Genomic DNA, 21,534 nt, shown 5'->3' on the forward strand with positions numbered 1-21,534 from the left:
ACTAAAAATTTTTAGAAAACTCTTCAAAAAACCTTGAATTTTCATACTCTGTACCTATACTTATACGCACAGCATTTAAACCATAACTTTGTAAATTTCTTATTATTATACCGTTTTTAAGCAGTTTTTCAGATAAATCTGTGCTATTTTTTTCATCAAAAAAATAAGTAATAAAATTTGTATAGCTTGGAATGTATCGAATTTTATAATTTTTAGCAAAATCTTCATAAAGTTTCATTTGTGAAAAATTATTTTCCAAAGTTTTTTGCACAAACTCACCATCATCTAACGCAGCAACGGCAGCTTTTAAACTCAAATTAGTCACATTAAAAGGTGCTCTTAATTTATAAAATGCATTAATAATTTCCTTGCAAGCTATACCATAACCCACTCTCATACCACCCAAACCATAAAGCTTAGAAAAGGTTCCCAGATATATTGCATTTTGAAATTTGTGGATTAATTCCTTAGGATTGATATGTTTTTTGCTATCTTTAAATGAAGCAAATTCATTATAAGCTCCATCAATGGCTACCAAACAATCCTCATCAATTTTTTCTAAAAACTCAAAAACCGCACTCGTATCCAAACACTCACCTAAAGGATTATTGGGTAAGCATAAAAAGATTACTTTGATTTCATTTTTATGCTTTTGGTATAATTCGTATAACTCATTTAAATCATGAGTTAAACTTGGAGTTTTATAAACCTTAACCCCTAGTTGTTTTGCATAAATTTCATACATAGCAAAGCTAACCCCACATTGCAAATAAGCCTTAGAATGATCAAGTTTTGCATGTACTATGTATTCTATGATTTGATCACTCCCACTACCTATGATGAGATTTTCTTTTAAAATATCATATTTTTGTGCTAAAGCTTGTTTTAATTCACTCATAGTATCATCAGGATACAAATGAGCCAAGTGTGCATTATTTATGATGGCTTCTTTAGCTTTTTTACTTGTGCCATAAGGATTTTCATTGCTTGCTAGTTTAATAACTTCTTTTAAACCATATTCTTTAGCAATTAAATCCATATCCTTACCACTTTCATAAGTTTTAATAGCTTCTAAAAAAGGATTAAATTTCATTACTTTCTCCTGATAAATACGATCCAAGCCATTTTATATGCTCAGCTTTTTTTAATACTCTTTGGACATTTTCATCATCAATATGCCCTTCAAAATCTATATAAAAACTATGTACAAATTCTCTTGTTTTTATAGGACGTGATTCAAGTTTTGTTAAATTTATTCCTTCTTTTTTAAACTCATATAATAAATCACTAAGTCCACCTGGTTTGTGTGCAGCAAGTGCTAAGATAGAAGTTTTACAATGAGGCATTTGAGGTATTTTTATATCACTTAAAATCAAAAACCTAGTACGATTTGCCAAATTATCCTCAATCGTTTCAAATAATATAGGTATATTATAAAGTTTTGCTGCAATTTTAGAGCAAATCGCAGCTGAAGTAACATCTTGCGAAGCTAAGTAAGCCGCATGAGCTGTGGATTTGCTTGCTACAAATTCTACTTCACTTAAATCATGACTTTCTAAAAAATTTCTACATTGATTATAACCTTGTGGATGAGAATATATACGTTTAATATCTTTTAAATTTTCACTCATACTTACAAAAGAATGATGAATATCCATATAAATTTCAGCAAAAATCTTTACATCTTCATATTTTCCAAGACAATCAAGCGTCACACCCACTGCACCTGCTGTATTATTTTCTATAGGCACTACTCCATATTTTGCTTCTTTGTGAGCTAATTCTTTAAAAACATCTTCTATATTTGCAAGTGGAGTATAACGACTCATAGCACCAAAACGCGTTCTTGCTACTTGATGTGTATAGCTTCCCTCAGGTCCTAAATAAGCTATGCTTTGAGGCATTTCTAAATTTCTTGATACAGCAAAAATTTCTTGATAAATTGCTTCGATTGCATTTTGATCTAATAAACCATGATTATAATTTTTAAGTCTATTTATAATAGCTCTTTCACGCTCAGGTCTATAAATACTCCCACCTAAATTTTGTTTAATAACTCCTATATCTTTAACATGAAGCATTCTTTCATTAAGTAAAGCCAAAATTTTATCATCAATAGTATCGATTTTATTGCGTAATTTTTCTATCTCTTTCATTTAAACCTCGATATGTAGTAATCCTTAATACTATCATATACAAAATTAAGTTTAGTTGTATCAAGACCTTGAGTGTTAGAAATTTTGCCACTTAAAACTAAGGCTGTTTGCATACCAAGCTCATAAGCACCAAGTAAATCACCTTTAAAATCATCACTAATGATTAAAGTATTTTCAAAACTTGCATTACAATCTTGCTGTTTTAATAAGTTTAAAGCACTTTTATAAAAAGCCTTGCTAGGTTTTCCTATCACCTTATAATCAAACTCACATGCATTTTTAAGCATAGACATGATACTTCCAACACCCGGATAAAGCCTTGAATTTTTCTTATAAATACTACTTTCATGCATTGCTATAGCTTGCACGCCATTTTTAAGATACTCTATCATACTAGCAAAATCTTGAAATTTAAAATCATCATAACTTGCTACTAAAAATGCTTTTGGGTTTTTATAATCAAGCTCATAGCCTAACTCTTGAAGTGAATCTAAAAATTCTTTTGCTCCAAAAGCTGCTATTTTACAAGGTTTTAAATGATCTTTTAAAACACAAAAAGGATCGATATAAACTTTTTCATTAATTTCAAAACCCAAATTTTGCAAATAATTTAAAAAATCTAATTTTTTGGTATTATTAGTGATAATCACATAAGGAATTTTTTCTTTATTTAAAGATTTAATGAGTTCTAAAGCACCATTTATAGGACTTTTATCATAATCTGAAATCAAAGTTCCTTGCACATCTAAAAACAACATTTCAATCCTTTAAAAAATCAAGTTCTAAAGCAATTTGATCCTCATAACTTTCTCTTTTTCTAATCATTCTTACTGTACCGTTTTCACAAGCTAGCTCACATACTCTATTACGAGTATTATAATTACTACTCATGCTAAAACCATATGCACCTGCGCTTTTAACTATGATTAAATCTCCTGCTTGTGTTTTAGCTAGTTTTCTATCTTTAGCTAAAAAATCTCCACTTTCACAAACCCCACCAACAATATCACAAAGGCTTTCTTCTTTATTTTCGCTCAAAAGCTTGGTTTTATGATAAGCACTATATAAACTTGGACGTAACAAATCATTCATCGCCCCATCAACAATCACAAAACGCTTTTTATCATTAAATTTTTCGTATAAAACTTTAGTAACAAACTCACCTGCATTTGCCACTAAAAATCTACCAGGTTCCATACCTATACACACATCAAGACCTTGTAAACTTGCTAAAATTCCTTGAGCATAATCATATAAATTTGGCTCTTGTTCATCTTTATAACAAACCCCTAAGCCACCACCTATATCAAAGAATTTAATATTAATTTTCAAAGCCAAAAGTTCTTTTACTAATTTTGCAACAATCACAGAAGCCTCATGAATGCTACTTATATCAAGGATTTGCGAGCCTATATGAAAATGCACACCAACTGGCTCTAAAAATTGTGAGTTTTTAGCATAAAGATACATTTTTTTAGCACTTTCTATATCTACACCAAATTTATTTTCATGCAAACCTGTAGAAATATAAGGATGTGTTTTGGCATCTACATTTGGATTTACTCTTATGCTTATGCGAGCTATTTTTTGATTTTCTTTAGCAATTTGTTCTAAAAGAAGCATTTCTTCATAACTTTCTAAATTTATATAAAGTATGTTTTGCTCTAAAGCATATTTTAACTCATCAGCACTTTTACCTACCCCGCTAAAAATAATTTTATAATTTTTAGCTCCTGCTTTTAAAGCTCTATAAATCTCGCCCGCACTAACACAATCAAACCCACTATCCAAAGAAGCTAAAAGTTTTAAAACACTTAAATTAGAATTTGCTTTAACTGCATAAAAAATTTGTGATTTTCTTGCTTTAAAAGCATCTTTTAACATTATAAAACGCTCTTTAATTTTATCAAAATCATAAATATAAAATGGTGTGTTATATTCTTTTGCTAGTTTTAAATAATCCATAAAAACCTCACTTGTAGTTATTTGTGTTTAAAATAATAAAAACTTCCTATACTTATTAAAATAAATACTGGTAGCATTATACCAAGCTCTGGAAGTAAAATTTCATTTTCACTCAATCTTGTTAATAAAAACAACAAGCCCCAAACCAAAAGTATGCACACAAAAAATACAAAAGCTAAAAGCGCAAGATTAAAAAATCTTGCAGTTAAAGGAAAATAATAATACACAATAAGCATCAAAAATGGTGCAAAAAATGGCGTAAGAATTAAAGAATATAAACTTGTTCTAAGTGTATTGGTTGAAATATTTTGTTTTGCAAAAATTATCATGCTTTCTAGTGCGTCTAAAATAGAATAAGAAGGATTGCTCTCTACTAAAGAAATTCTTTCTAAAATTTTTGGAGAAAAATCTTCTAAACCTTTAATATTTTTAAATTCCTCTATGCTTAAACCTTCTTTTGAAACAATCAAATTTTGCGGCACATTAGTAGCTTTAGCATCATTTAAATCCCAAGAATCTCCATTAAATTTAGCAGTTTTTGCATGGATTGTGCTTTGAATGTCTAAATTTTTTACATCAAAAATTTTTACATTATATAGAGTTTGAGAACTTGTTTTTTGTATATAAATAAAATTATCATTATATTTAATCAAAACTTCCCCGCCCTCTCTATCTACAACACCACGCTTAAGAATATTGCTTTTATATTCATCTGCATAAGCAAAAGAGCTAAAATTAAGTCCTACATAAACACAACAAAAAAACATAGCCCATAAAAAAGGGTAAAAAATCACTTGATTTTTACTTAAACCCAAAGCATATAAGCTAACAAATTCATTCGAGCGTATCATATTAAAAATACATAAAACCAAAGCAATGACTATAGCTAAAGGTAGTATATAAGAAGCTGCTGAGCATGTTAAAAAAAATATATACAAAAGCTCCAAATTTGCACTTTTTGGCAATCTATTGAAATTGAGTAAAAAATCGATCGCTACAAAGAAAAAAGTCAAAGAAAAAAATAAAATAAAAAATGATTTTAAATACAAAGATGAAATATAGCGAAAAAATATACTCATCGTTTAACTTTTTAAAGAATATTTTGAAGCGATTTTTTCTATATCAGAATTTAAAAGCTCAAGTAAGGCTTTTTTACTATGTTCTAAAACCTTAGTTAGACTTTCTTGCTCTTCTTGTTTAAATTTCCCCAAAACATGAGAAATTACATCTTGTCCTTTTCCTACTCCTATGCGCACTCTCTCATAAGCATTGCCACAAAGATTATCTATACTTTTAAGTCCATTATGCCCACCACTTGATCCACCCATTTTAAATTTCAATGCACCCAAATTTAAATCTATATCATCATGAATTACAATAATTCTATCGCATTTATAATATTCACTAACAGCTTTTACACTTTCTCCGGATAAATTCATATAAGTGGAAGGTTTTAAAAAAAGAGTAGGAGAGCTTTTAAAAAGCTCTCCTTTAAATTTAGCATTTAAAAGCTTTGTCGTTTGCAAATCTTTCAAAATTAAGTCAATTAGCATAAACCCTACATTGTGACGGGTTTTGGCGTATTGTTCTCCTATATTACCAAGTCCTACGACCAAGGTCATTTTATCTTGCTTTTTCTACGCCAACTACAGCTACTCTATCAGCATCAACCATAGTTACACCCTCAGGTACAACTACATCACGGATTAAAAGTGCATCACCAACATCAAGTTTAGTTACATCTAATTCAAAATAATTTGGTAAGTTTTCAGCTGCACATTTTACTTTCAATCTTCTTTTTGATTGAATTAAAACACCTTTGTTTTTAAGACCCATAGCTGTTCCTACGATTTTTACAGGAACCATATATTTAGAAATAACACCTTTTTGTGCTACTTTTAAATCTACGTGTTTTAATTCTGCAGTTACAGGATCTTTTTGATAATCAACTACCACAACATTTAATACTTTATCTCCAACTTTTACATCAAAAGCTAAAGTAGTTTTTTTGCGTACTTCTTTAATAAATTCATTTACTTTAAAAGCAGCATTGATATTTTCTAATCCTTTTCCGTAGATGTTTGCGATTAGATAACCATCTCTTTTTAAAGCTTTAGCAGCTTTTCTACCGATACTCTCTCTAACGATACCTTCTAACATTTTTTCCCTTTTTTCTAAAATAGAAATTTAATGATATCAATTTATGGCTTAGTAAAGTATAAATTCATTTAAAAAAATCACAGATATCTATTTCAAAAATCTCAGCCATTTGAAATAAATGATTTAAGTTAAAGTGAGCACCTCTATAATGCCTTTCTGCGCTTGCAACTATAGAAACGCTTTTATGTCCTAATAATAATGATAATTCTAGTTGAGAAATTCCTTTTTCTTTTCTTATTTTTGCAACTCTTTTACCTATTTCTCTATGTTTATCAGATATATCTTGCTTCATATAACCAAGCCTTATAACACTTTATTTATTTATAAGTCTAGTTTTTATATAATTTTTTTACAATCGTTTATAACACTAAGTGTTATTAAACTATAATTAAAAATAAAAGGAATAATATGTCTACAATACTATTAAAAGAATTGGATTTAGAACCAATTATAGTAAAAATAATTGACAAAAATGAAGGGTTAGGGTGGAGTTTAGAATACACTAAATTTATTGAAACTGAATATAGGAAATTTCTTCTTTTGTGTCAAGAAAATAAAGATGCCTCAATAGTACCACCAGCTGATGTTGATAAATTTTGGCATTATCATATTTTAGATACATTAAAATATGCTCAAGATTGTGAAAATCTTTTTGGCTATTTCTTGCATCATTTTCCTTATTTTGGAATGAGAGGCGAGGAGGATTTCAAAAATCTTAATAAATCTTGGGAGGAAACATGCGTTTTATATGAAAAAAGATTTGGGAAACCTTCAGAATATATAAAAGAAAATTTATGGAAAACAATAGCTAGATGTCCAAATTGCGGTAGAAGATCTCCATCTAATGTTTTTTCACTAAAAAGACCAACTTTAGCAAGTATTAGTGCTTAATCTCATTTGAGATTAAGCCACATTATAAGGATTTTAAAATATCTTCATAAGCTATACAAAATTGCTCTAAACCATCATCAAGTAAATCTTTACAAGCTTTACTTAAAGCATCTTTTGAAATATTTGCATTCAATTTTTTCTCTATACACTCATCTTTTAAAGGCTCTTTAAATACAACTTGCTTACCCTTAAAAGCTTTGATAGCATCCAGTGGTGCAGTATTAACAGCTTTATCATAGAGTAATTCTTTAATATAATAATCTTTCTCTAAATTATCATCTTTAACACCCGTGCTTGCAAATAAAGCTCTAATATTTGCTTCATTTTGTTTAATGATATAATTATAAGCCTTAGTTGCAGTGAGAATTCCTATATAATTTTTATCTAAAACTTGATTATTTAATAATTTATCAAAACGACTTACAAAAATACTAATAACAGCTTGCGGTTCTTTTTTGCCCACAATATTGTTTTTTCTAAATTCTTTTAAACCTAAATTTAAAGCTTCAAAGCATTTTTTAGTTTGCTCAAAATCAAAAATCAAAGTCGCATTGACACTAATGCCATTTTTCATCAATTCTTGCATTACTTCATAAGAAGCTTCTGTAGCAGGAATTTTCATCATCACATTTTCTTTTGCAATCTGCGTGTACAACCTTTTTGCTTCAGCCAAAGACAAACTAGTATTATCTTTTAATCTTGGGTCAATTTCAATGCTAATAAAACCATCATTATTTTCATAGTAATTAATAGCTAATTTATCTGCAGCCTTAATTATATCTTCTACCGCAAGATACTCATACAAAGCTTTTTTATCTTTAAGATTTGATTTTTTGATTTTTTCTTTATAAATAGCTGAGTTTAAAATCGCATTTTTAAAAATAGCAGGATTTGAAGTAGCACCGTTAATTGTTTTTGAGTAAATTAAATCTAAAAATTCATGATCTAAAAATTCATTTTCTATAAAATCACACCATAGTGAAAATTTTTTCATTATATTACCTTTATTATTTCTTTTAAATCTTTTTTATCTATACAAATATCTGCATGAGATCTTAAAATTTCTTTGGCACAAAAAGCTATTTTTAATCCACATTCTTTAAACATAGAAATATCATTAGCTCCATCGCCTACACACATAATTTCTTCTGTTTTTAAATTTAAAAATTTCTTAAGTCTTTGTAGTATAATGCCTTTTGAGTTATTAAACATAATTTCTCCACCAACTTTTCCTGTTAAAACACCATTTTTACTATGTAAAAAGTTAGCAAAACCAAAATCAAAATGAAGTTTATCTTGTATTAAGTCAATTCCTTCATGAAATCCACCGCTAAAAACAATTATTTTTACATTTTTGCTTTTTAAATATTCACACAATTCTTTAGCGCCACTCATTAAAGGTAAATTTTCACAACATTTTTTCACTTGCTCAATAGGCATACCTTTAAGCAAAGCTACTCTAGCACTTAAACTTTCGAAAAAATCAAGTTCACCATTCATTGCTTTGTTGGTGATTGCTTTTACAGCATCACCAACATTATACTCTTGCGCTAAAATATCAATGGTTTCTCCATCCATTAGCGTAGAGTCAAAATCAAAGGCACAAAGCTTTATCATTAAAATTCACGCTTTAATAATGCTTCAGCTTTTAATATAGTCAAGATATTTTCCTCTCTTTTACCTATACCAAAAATCATACCTTTTTCTTTTAGTAAAGTTTCAGGCGGCGGATCAATTCTGCTTCTATGAATTTTGATAGCTTCTGTTAGTCTATCTATCACAAAACCCGCATTGCCTGCAGGAGCTTGATTACCATTTGCTATACCTTTTAAAACAATATATCTAGTTTGAGGAGTCATCTTAGAGCTACCTTGATTGAATCTTTTTGCAAGATCAATCAAAGGCATAACATTACCCCTCATATTAAACACACCTAAAACATAATCAGGCACACTTGGAACCCTAGTATATTCTATAGGCTTAATAATTTCTTGGATATTAAGAATTGGAATAGCATATTCCTCATCTCCCACAACAAAACCAACAAGCTGAATAATATCCTCTTCTTTATCTACATCAGGTTCTGCAATTTGTGCTTGTTGTTTTTGCAAAACCTGGCTTAATTTATCATTCATCTTCTTATCCTAGTTTTAAATTTTTTCTAACTACATTTTCTAAGTACTCTGGAGAGTAAGGCTTAGTAATATACTCAGTCATTCCTACTTCCACACCTCTTAAGCGGTCTGATTTACTAGTTCTTGAAGTAACTGCAACAAGTGGAAGGTTTTTATATTTAGAATATTTTCTAATTTCACCTGCTAAGGTATAACCATCCATTCTTGGCATTTCAATATCAATTAATACTGCATCAATATCATGTTCACCTGATTTGATTGTATTTAAAGCTTCTACGCCATTAGTTGCTTCTACAATACTCACACCTAGTGGTTCTAATGATTTTTGCATTATATTCCTATCCATTTTAGAATCATCTACTATAAGCACTGTATAATCACTTGGCTTCTCTTTTGTACTTTTTTTAGATTGTGATTCAATTTGTGCTTTGATATCCACTTTGATTTCTTTAGCTATATCCATCATAGCAGCAACGTCAATGATCAATGTAACTCTACCATCACCACGAATAGTTGCTCCTGCTATACCTTGAATGTTTTGTAAATATTCACCCATAGATTTAATAACAATCTCTTCTTGACCTACTAAAGTATCTACTATAATACCAAGTTTGCTTTCTGCTACACCAATAACAACCACATAAGTTTGATCGGTATTTTCAAGCACTTGTTTTACACCAAATACATCTGAAAGTCTTACCAAAGATAAAACTTCATCTCTTAAGCGTAATACATTTTTACCTTCAATAGTGTAAATATCATCAATTGGCACTCTAACTGTTTCAAGAACACTTGCAAGCGGAATAGCATAAAATTCTTCTTGCGTACCTACAAGTAATGATTGAATAATTGCCAAAGTAAGTGGGATTTTAAGCTTCATCACAGTGCCTTTCCCAAGCTCACTGTCAATTTCAATCACACCGTTCAATTTTTCAATATTGGTTTTAACAACATCCATTCCAACACCACGTCCTGAAACATTGGTAATTTTTTTCGCAGTTGAAAAACCTGGTTTGAAAATCAATGCAAACGCTTCTTTATCACTCATTTGGTCAGCTTCACGTTCTGTGATTAGATTTTTCTCCATAGCTTTTGCTTTTAACACATCAGCATCCAAACCTTTACCATCATCAGCAATCTCTACTACAATATGATTTCCTTCATTATATGCTTTAAGATTAACTGTTCCTTTTTCTGGTTTACCATTAGCCACACGTGTTGCTGGATCTTCTATACCATGATCACACGAGTTTCTAATCATATGCATAATAGGATCACCAATTTCTTCAACAATAGACTTATCTAGTTCAGTTTCTTCCCCTGAAATTTCAAGTTCCATTTGCTTGCCAAGCTCACGACCTAAATCTCGAACAACTCTTGGGAATTTATTGAATACTTTTGCAATAGGTTGCATTCTTGTTTTCATAACTGCTAATTGAATATCTGTGGTAACAATACTAAGTTGAGATACAACTTGATTTAATTCTTCTAAGAATTTTTCTCCATCATATCTTTCCTCAACATCATCATAAATTTTTAATAAGCGGTTTTTGCCTAGCACCAACTCACCAATTAAATTCATCAAATGATCAAGTCTTTTAACCTCAACCCTAATGGTTTGATCCATATTCGCACCACTACTTCCACCACCTGCTGCAGGAACTTTTTTCTCTGCAGTTGTATTTTGCGCTTGAGCAGCTTGTTTACTCGGAGCTGGATTAGTTTCTTGTGTTTTTTTCTTTTCGGCACGTCTTGCTTGATCTTCAGCTTTTCTTACTTTTAAAAGTCTTTCAATTTCAGCTTCAACCTCATCATCACTAAGCTTATTAACATCAACTTCAGGCTCTTCAGCTTTTGATTCTTCTTTTGATTCTTCTTCAGGCTCTTCAGCTTTAGCCGGTGCAACAGACTCTAAGCTTTCACCTTCTGAAATAGCAGTTAATCTTGCGCAAATTGGAGCTATATCAAGTCCTATTGCTGTATCATTTCCATTATCCCTAATAGAATTTAACAAGGTTTTCATCATATCAATAGACTCTAAAACTACATCCATTACTTCAGGAGTAATCTTAAGCTCATTATGTCTTGCTTTGTTTAAAACATCTTCCATATGATGAGTAAGTTTTGTTAGAACATCAAAATTTAAAAAACTTGATGAACCTTTAACAGTATGTGCGACACGGAAAATTCTATTTAGTAGTTCTAAGTCTTCAGGATTTGCTTCTAATTCAACCAAATCATGGTCAATTTGCTCGACTAATTCAAAGGCTTCAACTAAAAAATCCTCAAGTATTTCTTGAATATCTTCCATTTTTACTCCTCACCTTTTTCATGTTTTTTAATAACACGAGAAATTTCAGCAAAGAAATCGCTTGCGTTAAATTTAACCAAATATCCTTCTCCACCCGCTTCTTTAACACCTTTGTCACTCATAAACTCGTTTGATAAAGAGGAGTTAAACACAATAGGAATATTTTTAAATCTCTCATCTTCTCTTACTTTAGCTGCAAAGTGGAAACCATCCATTTGAGGCATTTCAACATCACTAACAATAATTTTCAAATGTTTATATAAATCTGCCCCATAAGTATTATGAAGCTCTTCTAGCTTTTGCAAACCTTCAACACCATCTTTAGCTTCCACGACTTTTAAGCCTATCTTGTTAAGTAAATCTTTAACAAGTTTTCTTGCTGTAGAACTATCATCAAGCGCTAAAGCCATACCTTCAATTTTTTGGATTTTATCATCTTCAATATCAGTTTGTGGAGTATAAATTCCAAGCTCTTGCACTATGCTTTCTAAGTCTAAGATAAGCAAAACCTCATCACCTTCAATTTTTGTCACACCAGTAATTTTACTCTTATCCAAACTACCTGCGCTCGTTGCAAAAGTAGCTGGCTCTATATTTTTCCAATTAATTCGACGAATTCTTTTTGCTTCATGCACTATAAAACCAATCAATACATTACTAAATTCAGTAATGATAACCCTAGGTTTTATATTTGTCATTTCTGGCTCTTGAATTTGCATCCATTTTGCTAGGTTGATTACAGGAATTACAACCCCGCGAAGATCAAAGATACCCTCAACATATTCAGGAACCCCTGGAATTTCAGTCAAAAAAGGAATTTTAATAATTTCTCTAACTTTAGAAACATTTACGCCATAAATTCCCTCATAGACTTTATCCTGGCCTTGCTTAAAGATGCGAAAATCAACAAGTTCCATTTCATTTGAACCTGTTTTAACGACATTCTCATCAAACATTATGCCTCCTTAAGTTCTATTTTGTGAAATCTGATTTCTGACTCATATTTTACTATAAAAAAACTTTCCTTGTATGCAAAAGTAGCCAAATTTAAATATTTTATATCTTTATTTTTTAAAAATACATCTTGATGATAATGGCCTTCTATTACAAAGCCTATATTATAGTACTTTAAACGCTCTTTTACCAAGGTGGAAAAATGAGGAATTTTTCTAATAAGTTGTTTTTTATTTTGATTTTTTAGAATTTTTTGGGTTATTTTTTCTTTACTAATAATATTTAAAAAATTTAAAAAAAGCAGCAAATAATGATTTCTCAAACTTTTTAAGCAAAACTGCAAAAAAGGTTTTAAAAAAATATCCCCATGGGCTAATTTTACTAAGGTTTTATCTTGAAATTCGCAAAGCAAGGGCTGTTGTTTTATACTAAAAACCTTCACTTTTTTAAAAAATTTAGTCAAATTAAAATCATGATTACCTTCTAAATAAATGACTTCAATCTTATCAGCAAGCTCTTCAAGCAAGTCTACATAAGCTTTTGCAAAATCATGAGTAGCTTTTACTTCATAAATTAAAAGATCAAAAATATCGCCCATTAAAAAAAGCTGTGGAGTTTGAATTTTTTCATCTTTTAAGGCTTGAAGAAACTCCCAAAAACCACGCCTATTTTCATTTTCATGTGCATCAGCAATAAAAATAGCATTTTCTTTTATAGTTATTTTTTGCAAAAACTAAAATTCCAAAGCTTTGTATTCTATAGAAATGATTTCAAATTCACTCTCGCCTTTTGGCAAACGCACTTTAAAATCATCGCCTTCTTTTTTACCAAGCATTGCTTTAGCAATAGGTGAGCTAATGGAAATATAACCTTTTTCTAAATTTCCCTCATTTACTCCTACCAAAGTATAAGTGCTTTGCTTCTCACTTTCTAAATCTTCTACCACAACAGTTGAGCCAAATTTCACACTATCATGCTCATAAGAAGATGGATCGATGATTTGTGCTCTTGAGATCAAATCCCCAAGTTCAGCTATTTTACCTTCTATAAAAGCTTGTTTTTCTCTAGCTGCGTGATATTCTGCATTTTCTTTTAAGTCTCCATGACTTCTTGCTATGTCTATTTCTTCTACTACTTTTGGGCGTTCAACTTTTTTTAAATGTTCTAATTCTTTTTCTAATTTCTCATAGCCATATTTACTCATAGGTTCTTTTTGCATGATTTATCCTTATTTGATTTCATAAAGTATTTTAGCTAAATTTTTTGCACTTGCAAATTGTAAATATTCTTTTAAAAAATCTACTTTATCAAAAAATGCCTTATAATCGTATTTAAGATAAGCTTGATATAAATTTTCCACACTCACTTGCTCTTGTAAAAATTCAGGATTAAGCTCGCTTTTTCCAGCAAAATCTAAAAAAATATTTGCAAGACCTATGTGCTTTAGCTTTACAAAACATCTTGCGATAAATACATCGATAGCTTTAGCCTTATAAGCAAGCACAAAAGGCGTGCCAACTAAAGCTGCTTCAAGCGTAGCTGTACCACTACAAATAAAAGCAAAATCAGCATTTTTTAGCACTTTTGGGGTATTAGTTTGAATTTCAAAATTACTCACATCCCCGTAAATTTCTAGTCTTTTTAAATTAAACTCAGGTATACAAAGGATTTTTTTACCTTTAAATTTAGTGCTTAATTCTCTAAAAATAGGCATTAAACGCTTTATTTCACTTTTTCTTGAGCCTGGTAAGAAAGCGATTGCTTTTTCATCATCACTTTTTGAAAGTATATTTTTTATATCTTCTTGGTTTTTAAACTCTTTTATCTCATCTAAAAGCGGATGACCTACATAAGTACTTTTACCAAAAAACTCACTATCAAAAGGCAAGATAGAAGCTAGCACATCAAAATGGCTTTCTATGATAGGTATGCGACCTTTTTTCCATGCCCAAACTTGAGGTAAAATATAATAAATTCTTTTTACTTTGGAATTTGCTTTTTTTAAAGCCTTTGCAAAAGGTATGTTAAAAGCAGGAGAATCTATACATAAAATCGCATCAATCTTTTGAGTAAGACTTAAATTTACTAGCTTTTTTATAGCTCTTTTAGCTTTTAAAATGAGAGGCAGAACTTCTATAAAACCCATAGCGCTAAACTCATGTGAGCTATAAAGTGGCTTGGAATTTAGACTAAATTCTTCACATAAATTCTCATCATAAATTCCCACTAAATCAAATTCTTTATACTTATTTTTATAAGCTTTTAAAACTTCTTTTAAATGCAAATTTGCTGAAGGCTCTAAGGCACAAATTAAAAAGGTTTTCATATATTTTCCAAAAGATTTTATATTGTTTAAATTTAATTTTGAATATTAAAGTATAAGAAAATAAACATGCTTAACTTAGCATGTTTATAGAATTATTTTCTCCAACCATATTTTGCAAAAATTTCTTTTACTTCATCACTGCTTAGATAATTTATAAAATCTTGTACTTCTTTACTTGAATTTTCTTTGGCAACTACATTTAAGGTTCTATATACTACTAAATCTTTTTCAATAGCTACTGCTGTTCCTATATCTGGATTGCTTTTTGACCAATCAATCCAAGTTATCCAAGCATCGGCTTTATTTTCAGCAAAAAGTTTTCTAGCACTACCACTATTTGGAGTAAATGCAACAATATTTGATCTAAAATTAGCAATAGTCTGGATATTTTTAGTTCTTCCTATCATATCTTCCCAAACACCCGTTCCTGAAGTATTGCTTTTTCCAGCACCCTCTGGCACAACAATTCTTACTTTTTTATCAGCTAAATCTTTTAAACCTTTAATCTTTAAAGGATTTCCTTTTTGAGTTAAAATAATTGCTTCTCTAAAATATAAAGGTTTGATTTTATTTACATCAAAATCTTTTTCAAAATCACTAGCTATTGCTAATGCAGATTGATCTGAAGCACCAAATAAAATATCCGCGTCTTTTTTAGCTTTTTCAAACCAAGTAGCTTGTGGTCCAAAATTTACATTAATTTTCACTCCTGTTTTTTCGCTATATTTAGATGCTGCATCTTTTAAAGCAGTATGCGGGCCACCTGGTCCATAAAGATTAATATCTGCATTTGCTAAACTAACAAAAATTGCACAAGCACCAAATAAGCTAAGAATTTTTTTCATTATTTCTCCTAAAATTAAATTAAGAGTGAAATTATACGATTTAAAAATTAATCCGCTACAACAAATACAAAAATTAACTTGTCTAATTAGTAAACAAGTTAATAAAGCGGAGTTGCTTCTACTATTGCTGGAGTAAAAAACATTAGCTCATTTAAATCTACAAATAATGCTGGATCTAAAGTACAAGGTTGTATGCCAAAACGATTTTCTATGGGAACATTTGGATTGAAAAATGTTACCATACACTCTCTACCACCTTCAACCAAAGATCTAATTTGAACAGCAGGAGTTGTAGTTGGCATTATAGAAAAAACAGTTTCTAATTTAGCGTCATTTAGGTCACTTGAGCAAGATTTAGTACCAAAAAAACCACTTTCTAAAATAGCCAAACAAAGATCATCATCACTTGGGTGTATAAACTGAACATACCCAAAAGGTAAATCTTCTGCCAACTCATCCTTCTTTTTTAAATCATCACTTAAAATTATTTCTTTTAAAATCCAATTTTGATCTTCTAATTTAGAAGAAGTCTCTCTAAAAGGGCTTAAAGAAATTCCAGTTTCTAAAGATCTTATAGCAAACATAGGGGTAAAGTCAGGCAAATCTCCTTGAGAAGGATCTATAGCATATGAAATATTTAATAACGCAAAAAATGTAATTAATAATTTTTTCACAATAATCTCCTAAAATCTTCTAAAATTTACCGGAAAATGATCAGATGCTAAAAAAGTTCGAAGACCAGCTAAAGCTAAAACTGCAAGTATTGCAGGAGGATTGTAAAGTCTTGTTGTATCTGAATTTCCAGTAACGGCATAATCTATAACTCTTTGTGCACTTGTTTGCGTAAAAGATGGAGGTGATACTATATTTATACGCGATCTTACTCCAGTATCTAATATAGAAACTAAATCGCTAGGAGTTCTATTGAAATCACCCATAATCATCCAGTTAATTTGTGGCATATTTCTAAAATGCATATCAACTGCATTTACTATAGCACCAGCATCGTTACCAGTTCTTGCTAAAGCATGTACACTAAAAAATACATCATTCCCTATACGAATTCCTATTATAGGACGAGATACAACAGTTGGTGGTGGCAATACTATAACCTCATCAGCTCTAATTCTGCTAACTATTGCCATATTTACACGATTTGCACCAACATCCACTCTTGAATAATATATAAAAACATTATTTGGCCGAGATAAAGTCCCTAAATTCCATTCATACTCGTGTATGGGAATTCCCACTCCCACAGGCTGAACTTGTCTTGGAGTCATAACTGCAGTAGTCGGTAAAACCCCTGCTTCTTGAACAGCTAAAATATCCAAAGGATTATCACCGCTTATTAACTGTCTAATGCTTATATTCCATTTGCTTTCAGTAGCAGCTGAAGAACCTTGTAAATTCCAAGTTCCAGCATTATAATTTTCTAAAGCTCCAAAAGCTAATTTGACAATAAAAACTAAAAATAATATTTTCTTCATATTAACTCCTATCTATAAGGTCTTTTAGCTGTAAAAGTAGGTACCGTTATATACCATTGTCTATCCAAATTTCTTTCTCCAGATTTTAAACAATTTGTCAAATAAATATTAAAAAAACTAAAACTAAAATCTTTCATTACATTAGAAATCGGCGTTTGTATACATTTTTGTGTGGCAAAATTTTGTATTTGATAAGCTCCATTACTCATAGGAAATAATTTCCAAAATTGTGCATGATTACTTTGATCACAAGGATAATGCACTATTCCATTTCCATACGCATTTAAACAAGTATTTGTTTTAACATTCTTAATCACAACCATATCATTAGGAAATTCTATCAACTGCCAAACTCTAGCATCGCCAAATGGTTTGCTATTATATAAACTATAACCCCAAATCCAATTTCCAGGTGCCAAAGCCCATACAGTTAAAGCTGCTCCATTTGGATTCATAATGGTTACAAAATCACTCGGAAAACCTCTGTTTTCAAAAACGGCTACATCATTAAATTGTTTTTCGCTTTTTAGTCTTGGCAAGGGACCTTTTAAAGCATTATCACCTTTAAAAGTATTTGTTTTAATCAAAGGTGGTTGCAATGGAACCTGAGGAACCAAATCAGAACCATCAACCAAAGTTGGATTTTTTTGTTTTACAGGTGGTATTGGATTTTTACCTATTTTTAAAGGATCACTATCATTTATAGCACCAAAAGAACGCCCTAAAGGATTAAGTTGCCCCTTAGAAGAACATGCCGTAAAAAACAGCATAAATATGCTAAACATCATTATAAAATTAATTTTTTGCATACTTCCATCCTTAATTTTTAAATCTTAAAATATAAATATATTAACATAATTTTTAAATAATTTTGATAAAAAATATCATTTAATAAAATATTATTAATTTTATAAAATATTTAAAAAATGAATTGTTATAATTTATTAATTTTTAATACAAAAGGAAAAATTATGGATATTGTTCAAAGATTTATAAACTACACCAAGATTAACACCACTACAAGTAGAGAAAATGGCGCTAAAGGCATTATGCCATCAAGCCCTAATCAAATGGAACTTGCAAAATTACTCGAAAAAGAATTACAAGAGTTAGGTTTAAAAGATATAAAAAGAAGAGAAAATACTATTACCACAGCCCTTTTACCAGCCAATACTCCAAATGCCCCAAAAATAGCCTTTTTCGCACATTTAGACACAAGTATGGAGCAAACTAATGATACCAAAGCACAAATTACTAAATATCAAGGTGGAGATATATGCTTAAATAAAAACTTAGATCTTTATCTAAAAGAAAGCGAATTTAAAGAACTTAAAAACTACATAGGAGACGATATCATTCACACTGATGGCACAAGTTTACTTGGAGCTGATGATAAAGCAGCCATTGCAGCTATTATGGATATGCTTGAGTTTTTTGTAAAAAATCCTGATATTAAACATGGTGATATTTATGCTTGCTTTTTACCTGATGAAGAGCAGGGTTTAAGAGGAGCAAAAGCTTTTAATATAAAGGAGATTAATGCTGATTTTGGGTATTGTTTAGATTGTTGCGAGATAGGAGAGTTTATTTATGAAAATTGGAATGCAGGAGATTGTGAAGTAGAATTTACAGGAAAGTCTGCTCATCCTATGAGTGCCAAAGGAAAATTAGTAAATTCTTTACTTTTAGCACATAAATTTATCTCTATGCTTCCAAATGGCGAAGCACCTGAATATACAGAAAATAAAGAAGGATATTTTTGGGTTAAAGAACTTAAAGGAAATAGTGCTAAAACTATTTTAAAAATAGATGTTAGAGAATTTGATGATGAAAAATACAAACAAAGAATGCAATTTTTGCAAGATTTAAGTGATAGTTTTAAAAAGCTATACGGAGAAGAAAGAATTAATATTAAGCTCAATGATCGTTATAAAAATGTCTTTAATAGTCTAAAAACAACTGATTCTTTGCCTATTAAACTTGCTTTACAAGCTTATGAAAATTTAAATATCAAAACTAAAATCATTCCTATGCGTGGAGGATATGATGGAGCGGTGCTTTCAGAAAAAGGCTTGCCTTGTCCAAATATCTTTACCGGAGCGCATAATTTTCATTCTATTTATGAGTATTTACCTATTAAATCTTTAAAAGCAGCAAGCAAAGTTATACAAGAAATCATCATCCTAGCTGCAAAATAAATTTAAGCCTTAAAAGGCTTAAATTTATAATAGCACAAAAGCAATTACAACTACTGAAATAACACATCCTAAAGCAGTTCTTTTAACAATTTCTAAAGGACTAACCCCTGCTATAGCTGAAACGATAATACAAGCTCCCAAAATAGGCGAAAGGTATCTTCCAAGCACTGCTGACATTGCCACTGCAGTACCAAGTTTAACTTGATCAAAACCAAGATCTTGAGCATGAATAGTTACAGCCTTGTTAAATGCCATAGCAGCAGCATCACCACTACCTGTAACCATAGCCATTAAAAATGGTATAAAAGTTCCACCAAAACGCACATAATGTTGTTCATTTTTAAGCCATTCTATGATGATATCAATCACCCCGCATGCTTTTAAACCCGCAACAAAAACACTAGCAGCTATGATAATCCCTATAATCTCTGCATAAGATTTTCCCATACCATTGAAAAACTCTTTAAAAATACTATCAGGCTTACTCATAGTTACTACTAAAGCTATAATCGCCCCTAAAAGCATAGCTTCGGCAACTCCAACTTGTTTTGTCCATGTTAAAAACTCATAATCATTTAAAGGACTTGCACCTATAATTAGCACAATTAAAGGCACTAAAGGCATAAGTGCATAAAATACATTTACTTTTTCAATATTATCTTCAGTCTTGTTTTGATTTGCCACTTCAAAAACTTGTCCTTTTTGATAATCTTTAAAAACCACCGCCATAATCATCAAAGAAATCATCACTATCACCCCTGCTGTTAATGCATTTGGAGTTTGAGTTAAAACAATTTCTTGTATATTTTTCCCTGAAATTTCAGAAATCAAAGCAGTATGTGATACACCTGGACTTAAAATTCCTCCTATAGTTCCACAAAGCACTGTTGCTGCTGCCATGGCAGGCTTTATACCCGAAGCCATTAAAAGCGGTATCAAAGTCGCACCAACTGCAGCTGCACATCCTGCTGCTGAAGGTATGGCAATAGCAATAAAAAAAGTCACCATAAAAGCAAGTGGGATTAAGAAAAATCCTACATTTTTCAAAGGTGTTGTAAGTAATTTAACCAAATGCTTATCACACTTAGTCACTTTCATCACAAAAGCAAAGCCCATACTCGCACAAATTGCCTTAATCAAGGCAGGTTGCACCATAGCATGCGTAAAAGCACTCAAAGCTTCAATAGGCTTAAGTGAAATCAAGCACAAAATAAAACCAACACTAATTAAAGCTGTTTTTGTTTCTACTTTTTTAATAAGCAAATAAACCACAGCTACAATACCAAAAATCGCAGCTAAAAGATAAAAAGTTTGCATTTTTCTCCTTTAGATTTTAGTTGTTTGATTGACTTTTAAATATTCCACATTAAAAGGACAACTTAGCTTTAACACATCATGATGACCTATAATTTTTAAGTTATCATCTTGTATTTTTAATGCAGAACCCTCCGGTATAGCATAAACAATGTCTTTTGGATTAGTTATCAAAAATTCCTCCAAGCGCTCTTCTCTACTTTCTCCATTATGGCCAGGAATTTTCCCGCTAATAAAATGCGGGTTGATTTGATAAGGAAAAACCCCTAAACTATCAAAACTTTTTGGCATAACAATAGGCATATCATTAGTTGTTTTTATGCTAAGCCCTGCTATGTTTGAGCCTGCACTCCAACCTATATAACAAGCCCCTTTTTCAATACGCTCTTTTAAAACTTCAAGTAAATCATTTTCATATAATTTATGCAAAAGCATAAAGCTATTGCCACCGCCTACTAAAAAAACCTTTGCATTTAAAATCGCTTCTTTTAAATTTTCAAAATGGTGTAATGATTTGATATTATCTTTTTTCAAACCTTCTTTTACCCTAGCTTCATAAGCATCATAAGTTCTTCTAACTCCTGCATAAGGTATAAAAAGAATTTCTTCATCTACCATAGAATTTTCTTTTAAAAAATCATCTATAAATTCTCTAGTATGACTTAAATACGCACTATCTTTATAACCAGAAGCGCTAAAAAGTAAAAGTTTTGACATCATTCTTTCCTTTAAAAAAATTAATCAAAACTATAATTTTAATATTTAAAAAATGAAAAAACAATTTAGCAA

General features: G+C 30.5%; 24 protein-coding genes. 2 read left to right on the forward strand and 22 right to left on the reverse strand.

Features of this window, described 5'->3' with window-relative positions:
* Position 1: 1 nt before the first annotated feature.
* The 8 genes from hisC to EL235_RS06800 form a co-directional block, all read right to left on the reverse strand.
* On the reverse strand, positions 2-1,093 hold the full coding sequence (hisC, locus tag EL235_RS06765; protein WP_126341097.1) for a histidinol-phosphate transaminase: 1,092 nt from the start codon (positions 1,091-1,093) through the stop codon (positions 2-4).
* Entirely contained in the window at positions 1,083-2,156 is a 1,074-nt protein-coding gene (gene pheA / locus EL235_RS06770; RefSeq protein WP_126341098.1) for a prephenate dehydratase, read from the reverse strand. The genes hisC and pheA overlap by 11 nt, the downstream gene beginning before the upstream one ends.
* A complete protein-coding gene (locus EL235_RS06775; RefSeq protein ID WP_126341099.1) occupies positions 2,153-2,914 on the reverse strand; it encodes an HAD-IIA family hydrolase in 762 nt (253 codons plus the stop codon). The genes pheA and EL235_RS06775 overlap by 4 nt, the downstream gene beginning before the upstream one ends.
* A gap of 1 nt (position 2,915) precedes the next feature.
* A complete protein-coding gene (gene lysA, locus EL235_RS06780; protein ID WP_126341100.1) occupies positions 2,916-4,121 on the reverse strand; it encodes a diaminopimelate decarboxylase in 1,206 nt (401 codons plus the stop codon).
* Positions 4,122-4,138: 17 nt separating this feature from the next.
* Positions 4,139-5,200, reverse strand: a complete 1,062-nt coding sequence (locus tag EL235_RS06785) for an LptF/LptG family permease (RefSeq protein WP_126341101.1) — start codon at positions 5,198-5,200, stop codon at positions 4,139-4,141.
* A 3-nt stretch (positions 5,201-5,203) separates the two neighbouring features.
* Positions 5,204-5,743, reverse strand: coding sequence for an aminoacyl-tRNA hydrolase (pth, locus tag EL235_RS06790; protein ID WP_039627040.1), 540 nt, complete (start codon positions 5,741-5,743; stop codon positions 5,204-5,206).
* A gap of 1 nt (position 5,744) precedes the next feature.
* On the reverse strand, positions 5,745-6,281 hold the full coding sequence (locus tag EL235_RS06795) for a 50S ribosomal protein L25/general stress protein Ctc (protein ID WP_039627041.1): 537 nt from the start codon (positions 6,279-6,281) through the stop codon (positions 5,745-5,747).
* A gap of 64 nt (positions 6,282-6,345) precedes the next feature.
* Complete coding sequence (locus EL235_RS06800) at positions 6,346-6,573, reverse strand: helix-turn-helix domain-containing protein (protein ID WP_039627042.1); 228 nt, start codon at positions 6,571-6,573, stop codon at positions 6,346-6,348.
* 116 nt (positions 6,574-6,689) lie between these two features.
* Here EL235_RS06800 and EL235_RS06805 point away from each other — a divergent pair, with 116 nt between their 5' ends.
* Positions 6,690-7,172, forward strand: a complete 483-nt coding sequence (locus EL235_RS06805) for a glycine-rich domain-containing protein (RefSeq protein WP_039627043.1) — start codon at positions 6,690-6,692, stop codon at positions 7,170-7,172.
* A gap of 22 nt (positions 7,173-7,194) precedes the next feature.
* Here the strand turns inward: EL235_RS06805 and EL235_RS06810 are convergent, their stop codons facing one another.
* The 12 genes from EL235_RS06810 to EL235_RS06865 all read right to left on the reverse strand — a co-directional run bounded on the left by EL235_RS06810 (position 7,195) and on the right by EL235_RS06865 (position 18,042).
* The gene (locus EL235_RS06810; protein WP_126341102.1) at positions 7,195-8,166 is read right to left on the reverse strand and encodes a transaldolase; all 972 of its coding nucleotides are present in this window, start codon (positions 8,164-8,166) and stop codon (positions 7,195-7,197) included.
* On the reverse strand, positions 8,166-8,789 hold the full coding sequence (serB, locus tag EL235_RS06815) for a phosphoserine phosphatase SerB (RefSeq protein ID WP_126341103.1): 624 nt from the start codon (positions 8,787-8,789) through the stop codon (positions 8,166-8,168). Before serB ends, EL235_RS06810 begins: the two co-directional genes overlap by 1 nt.
* Entirely contained in the window at positions 8,789-9,307 is a 519-nt protein-coding gene (locus EL235_RS06820; protein ID WP_039627046.1) for a chemotaxis protein CheW, read from the reverse strand. Before EL235_RS06820 ends, serB begins: the two co-directional genes overlap by 1 nt.
* A 4-nt stretch (positions 9,308-9,311) precedes the next feature.
* Positions 9,312-11,618 carry a hybrid sensor histidine kinase/response regulator gene (locus EL235_RS06825; RefSeq protein WP_126341104.1) on the reverse strand — a complete coding sequence of 769 codons (2,307 nt, stop codon included), beginning with the start codon at positions 11,616-11,618 and terminating at the stop codon, positions 9,312-9,314.
* Between the two features lie 2 nt (positions 11,619-11,620).
* A complete protein-coding gene (locus tag EL235_RS06830) occupies positions 11,621-12,574 on the reverse strand; it encodes a chemotaxis protein (RefSeq protein WP_039627049.1) in 954 nt (317 codons plus the stop codon).
* Positions 12,574-13,302, reverse strand: coding sequence for a UDP-2,3-diacylglucosamine diphosphatase (locus EL235_RS06835; RefSeq protein ID WP_126341105.1), 729 nt, complete (start codon positions 13,300-13,302; stop codon positions 12,574-12,576). Before EL235_RS06835 ends, EL235_RS06830 begins: the two co-directional genes overlap by 1 nt.
* A gap of 3 nt (positions 13,303-13,305) precedes the next feature.
* Positions 13,306-13,791: a transcription elongation factor GreA gene (gene greA / locus EL235_RS06840; RefSeq protein ID WP_039619215.1), complete on the reverse strand. Its 486-nt coding sequence runs from the start codon at positions 13,789-13,791 to the stop codon at positions 13,306-13,308.
* A gap of 9 nt (positions 13,792-13,800) precedes the next feature.
* Positions 13,801-14,898, reverse strand: a complete 1,098-nt coding sequence (gene lpxB / locus EL235_RS06845; RefSeq protein WP_114640645.1) for a lipid-A-disaccharide synthase — start codon at positions 14,896-14,898, stop codon at positions 13,801-13,803.
* Positions 14,899-14,990: 92 nt separating this feature from the next.
* Positions 14,991-15,743, reverse strand: a complete 753-nt coding sequence (peb3, locus tag EL235_RS06850; protein WP_039627054.1) for an AcfC family glycoprotein adhesin PEB3 — start codon at positions 15,741-15,743, stop codon at positions 14,991-14,993.
* Positions 15,744-15,841: 98 nt separating this feature from the next.
* A complete protein-coding gene (locus EL235_RS06855) occupies positions 15,842-16,417 on the reverse strand; it encodes a cytolethal distending toxin, subunit CdtC (RefSeq protein ID WP_039627056.1) in 576 nt (191 codons plus the stop codon).
* A gap of 9 nt (positions 16,418-16,426) precedes the next feature.
* Positions 16,427-17,233 (reverse strand): cytolethal distending toxin subunit B family protein, encoded by an 807-nt coding sequence (locus tag EL235_RS06860; RefSeq protein WP_126341106.1) that lies wholly within the window; start codon positions 17,231-17,233, stop codon positions 16,427-16,429.
* Positions 17,234-17,241: 8 nt separating this feature from the next.
* Complete coding sequence (locus tag EL235_RS06865) at positions 17,242-18,042, reverse strand: cytolethal distending toxin subunit A/C (protein ID WP_126341107.1); 801 nt, start codon at positions 18,040-18,042, stop codon at positions 17,242-17,244.
* Between the two features lie 162 nt (positions 18,043-18,204).
* On the opposite strand from EL235_RS06865, the gene pepT reads away from it, so the two are divergent.
* On the forward strand, positions 18,205-19,431 hold the full coding sequence (pepT, locus tag EL235_RS06870; protein ID WP_126341108.1) for a peptidase T: 1,227 nt from the start codon (positions 18,205-18,207) through the stop codon (positions 19,429-19,431).
* Positions 19,432-19,455: 24 nt separating this feature from the next.
* Here pepT and dcuC read toward each other — a convergent pair whose 3' ends face one another.
* Positions 19,456-20,748, reverse strand: coding sequence for a C4-dicarboxylate transporter DcuC (gene dcuC / locus EL235_RS06875; RefSeq protein WP_126341109.1), 1,293 nt, complete (start codon positions 20,746-20,748; stop codon positions 19,456-19,458).
* A gap of 9 nt (positions 20,749-20,757) precedes the next feature.
* A complete protein-coding gene (pepE, locus tag EL235_RS06880; RefSeq protein ID WP_126341110.1) occupies positions 20,758-21,462 on the reverse strand; it encodes a dipeptidase PepE in 705 nt (234 codons plus the stop codon).
* Positions 21,463-21,534: the final 72 nt, after the last annotated feature.

Origin of the sequence: Campylobacter lari, assembly GCF_900638335.1 — a bacterium.
GTDB lineage: Bacteria > Campylobacterota > Campylobacteria > Campylobacterales > Campylobacteraceae > Campylobacter_D > Campylobacter_D lari_E.

Excerpts from the sequence above, each read along its gene's own strand:
- pepE (WP_126341110.1), bottom strand. The coding sequence starts at position 21,462 with ATGTCAAAACTTTTACTTTTTAGCGCTTCTGGTTATAAAGATAGTGCG.
- hisC (WP_126341097.1), bottom strand. The coding sequence starts at position 1,093 with ATGAAATTTAATCCTTTTTTAGAAGCTATTAAAACTTATGAAAGTGGT.
- EL235_RS06775 (WP_126341099.1), bottom strand. The coding sequence starts at position 2,914 with ATGTTGTTTTTAGATGTGCAAGGAACTTTGATTTCAGATTATGATAAA.
- lpxB (WP_114640645.1), bottom strand. The coding sequence starts at position 14,898 with ATGAAAACCTTTTTAATTTGTGCCTTAGAGCCTTCAGCAAATTTGCAT.
- EL235_RS06795 (WP_039627041.1), bottom strand. The coding sequence starts at position 6,281 with ATGTTAGAAGGTATCGTTAGAGAGAGTATCGGTAGAAAAGCTGCTAAA.
- EL235_RS06865 (WP_126341107.1), bottom strand. The coding sequence starts at position 18,042 with ATGCAAAAAATTAATTTTATAATGATGTTTAGCATATTTATGCTGTTT.
- pth (WP_039627040.1), bottom strand. The coding sequence starts at position 5,743 with ATGACCTTGGTCGTAGGACTTGGTAATATAGGAGAACAATACGCCAAA.
- dcuC (WP_126341109.1), bottom strand. The coding sequence starts at position 20,748 with ATGCAAACTTTTTATCTTTTAGCTGCGATTTTTGGTATTGTAGCTGTG.
- EL235_RS06830 (WP_039627049.1), bottom strand. The coding sequence starts at position 12,574 with ATGTTTGATGAGAATGTCGTTAAAACAGGTTCAAATGAAATGGAACTT.
- peb3 (WP_039627054.1), bottom strand. The coding sequence starts at position 15,743 with ATGAAAAAAATTCTTAGCTTATTTGGTGCTTGTGCAATTTTTGTTAGT.
- EL235_RS06805 (WP_039627043.1), top strand. The coding sequence starts at position 6,690 with ATGTCTACAATACTATTAAAAGAATTGGATTTAGAACCAATTATAGTA.
- EL235_RS06820 (WP_039627046.1), bottom strand. The coding sequence starts at position 9,307 with ATGAATGATAAATTAAGCCAGGTTTTGCAAAAACAACAAGCACAAATT.
- EL235_RS06810 (WP_126341102.1), bottom strand. The coding sequence starts at position 8,166 with ATGAAAAAATTTTCACTATGGTGTGATTTTATAGAAAATGAATTTTTA.
- EL235_RS06825 (WP_126341104.1), bottom strand. The coding sequence starts at position 11,618 with ATGGAAGATATTCAAGAAATACTTGAGGATTTTTTAGTTGAAGCCTTT.
- serB (WP_126341103.1), bottom strand. The coding sequence starts at position 8,789 with ATGATAAAGCTTTGTGCCTTTGATTTTGACTCTACGCTAATGGATGGA.
- EL235_RS06800 (WP_039627042.1), bottom strand. The coding sequence starts at position 6,573 with ATGAAGCAAGATATATCTGATAAACATAGAGAAATAGGTAAAAGAGTT.
- pheA (WP_126341098.1), bottom strand. The coding sequence starts at position 2,156 with ATGAAAGAGATAGAAAAATTACGCAATAAAATCGATACTATTGATGAT.
- EL235_RS06785 (WP_126341101.1), bottom strand. The coding sequence starts at position 5,200 with ATGAGTATATTTTTTCGCTATATTTCATCTTTGTATTTAAAATCATTT.
- pepT (WP_126341108.1), top strand. The coding sequence starts at position 18,205 with ATGGATATTGTTCAAAGATTTATAAACTACACCAAGATTAACACCACT.
- greA (WP_039619215.1), bottom strand. The coding sequence starts at position 13,791 with ATGCAAAAAGAACCTATGAGTAAATATGGCTATGAGAAATTAGAAAAA.
- EL235_RS06860 (WP_126341106.1), bottom strand. The coding sequence starts at position 17,233 with ATGAAGAAAATATTATTTTTAGTTTTTATTGTCAAATTAGCTTTTGGA.
- lysA (WP_126341100.1), bottom strand. The coding sequence starts at position 4,121 with ATGGATTATTTAAAACTAGCAAAAGAATATAACACACCATTTTATATT.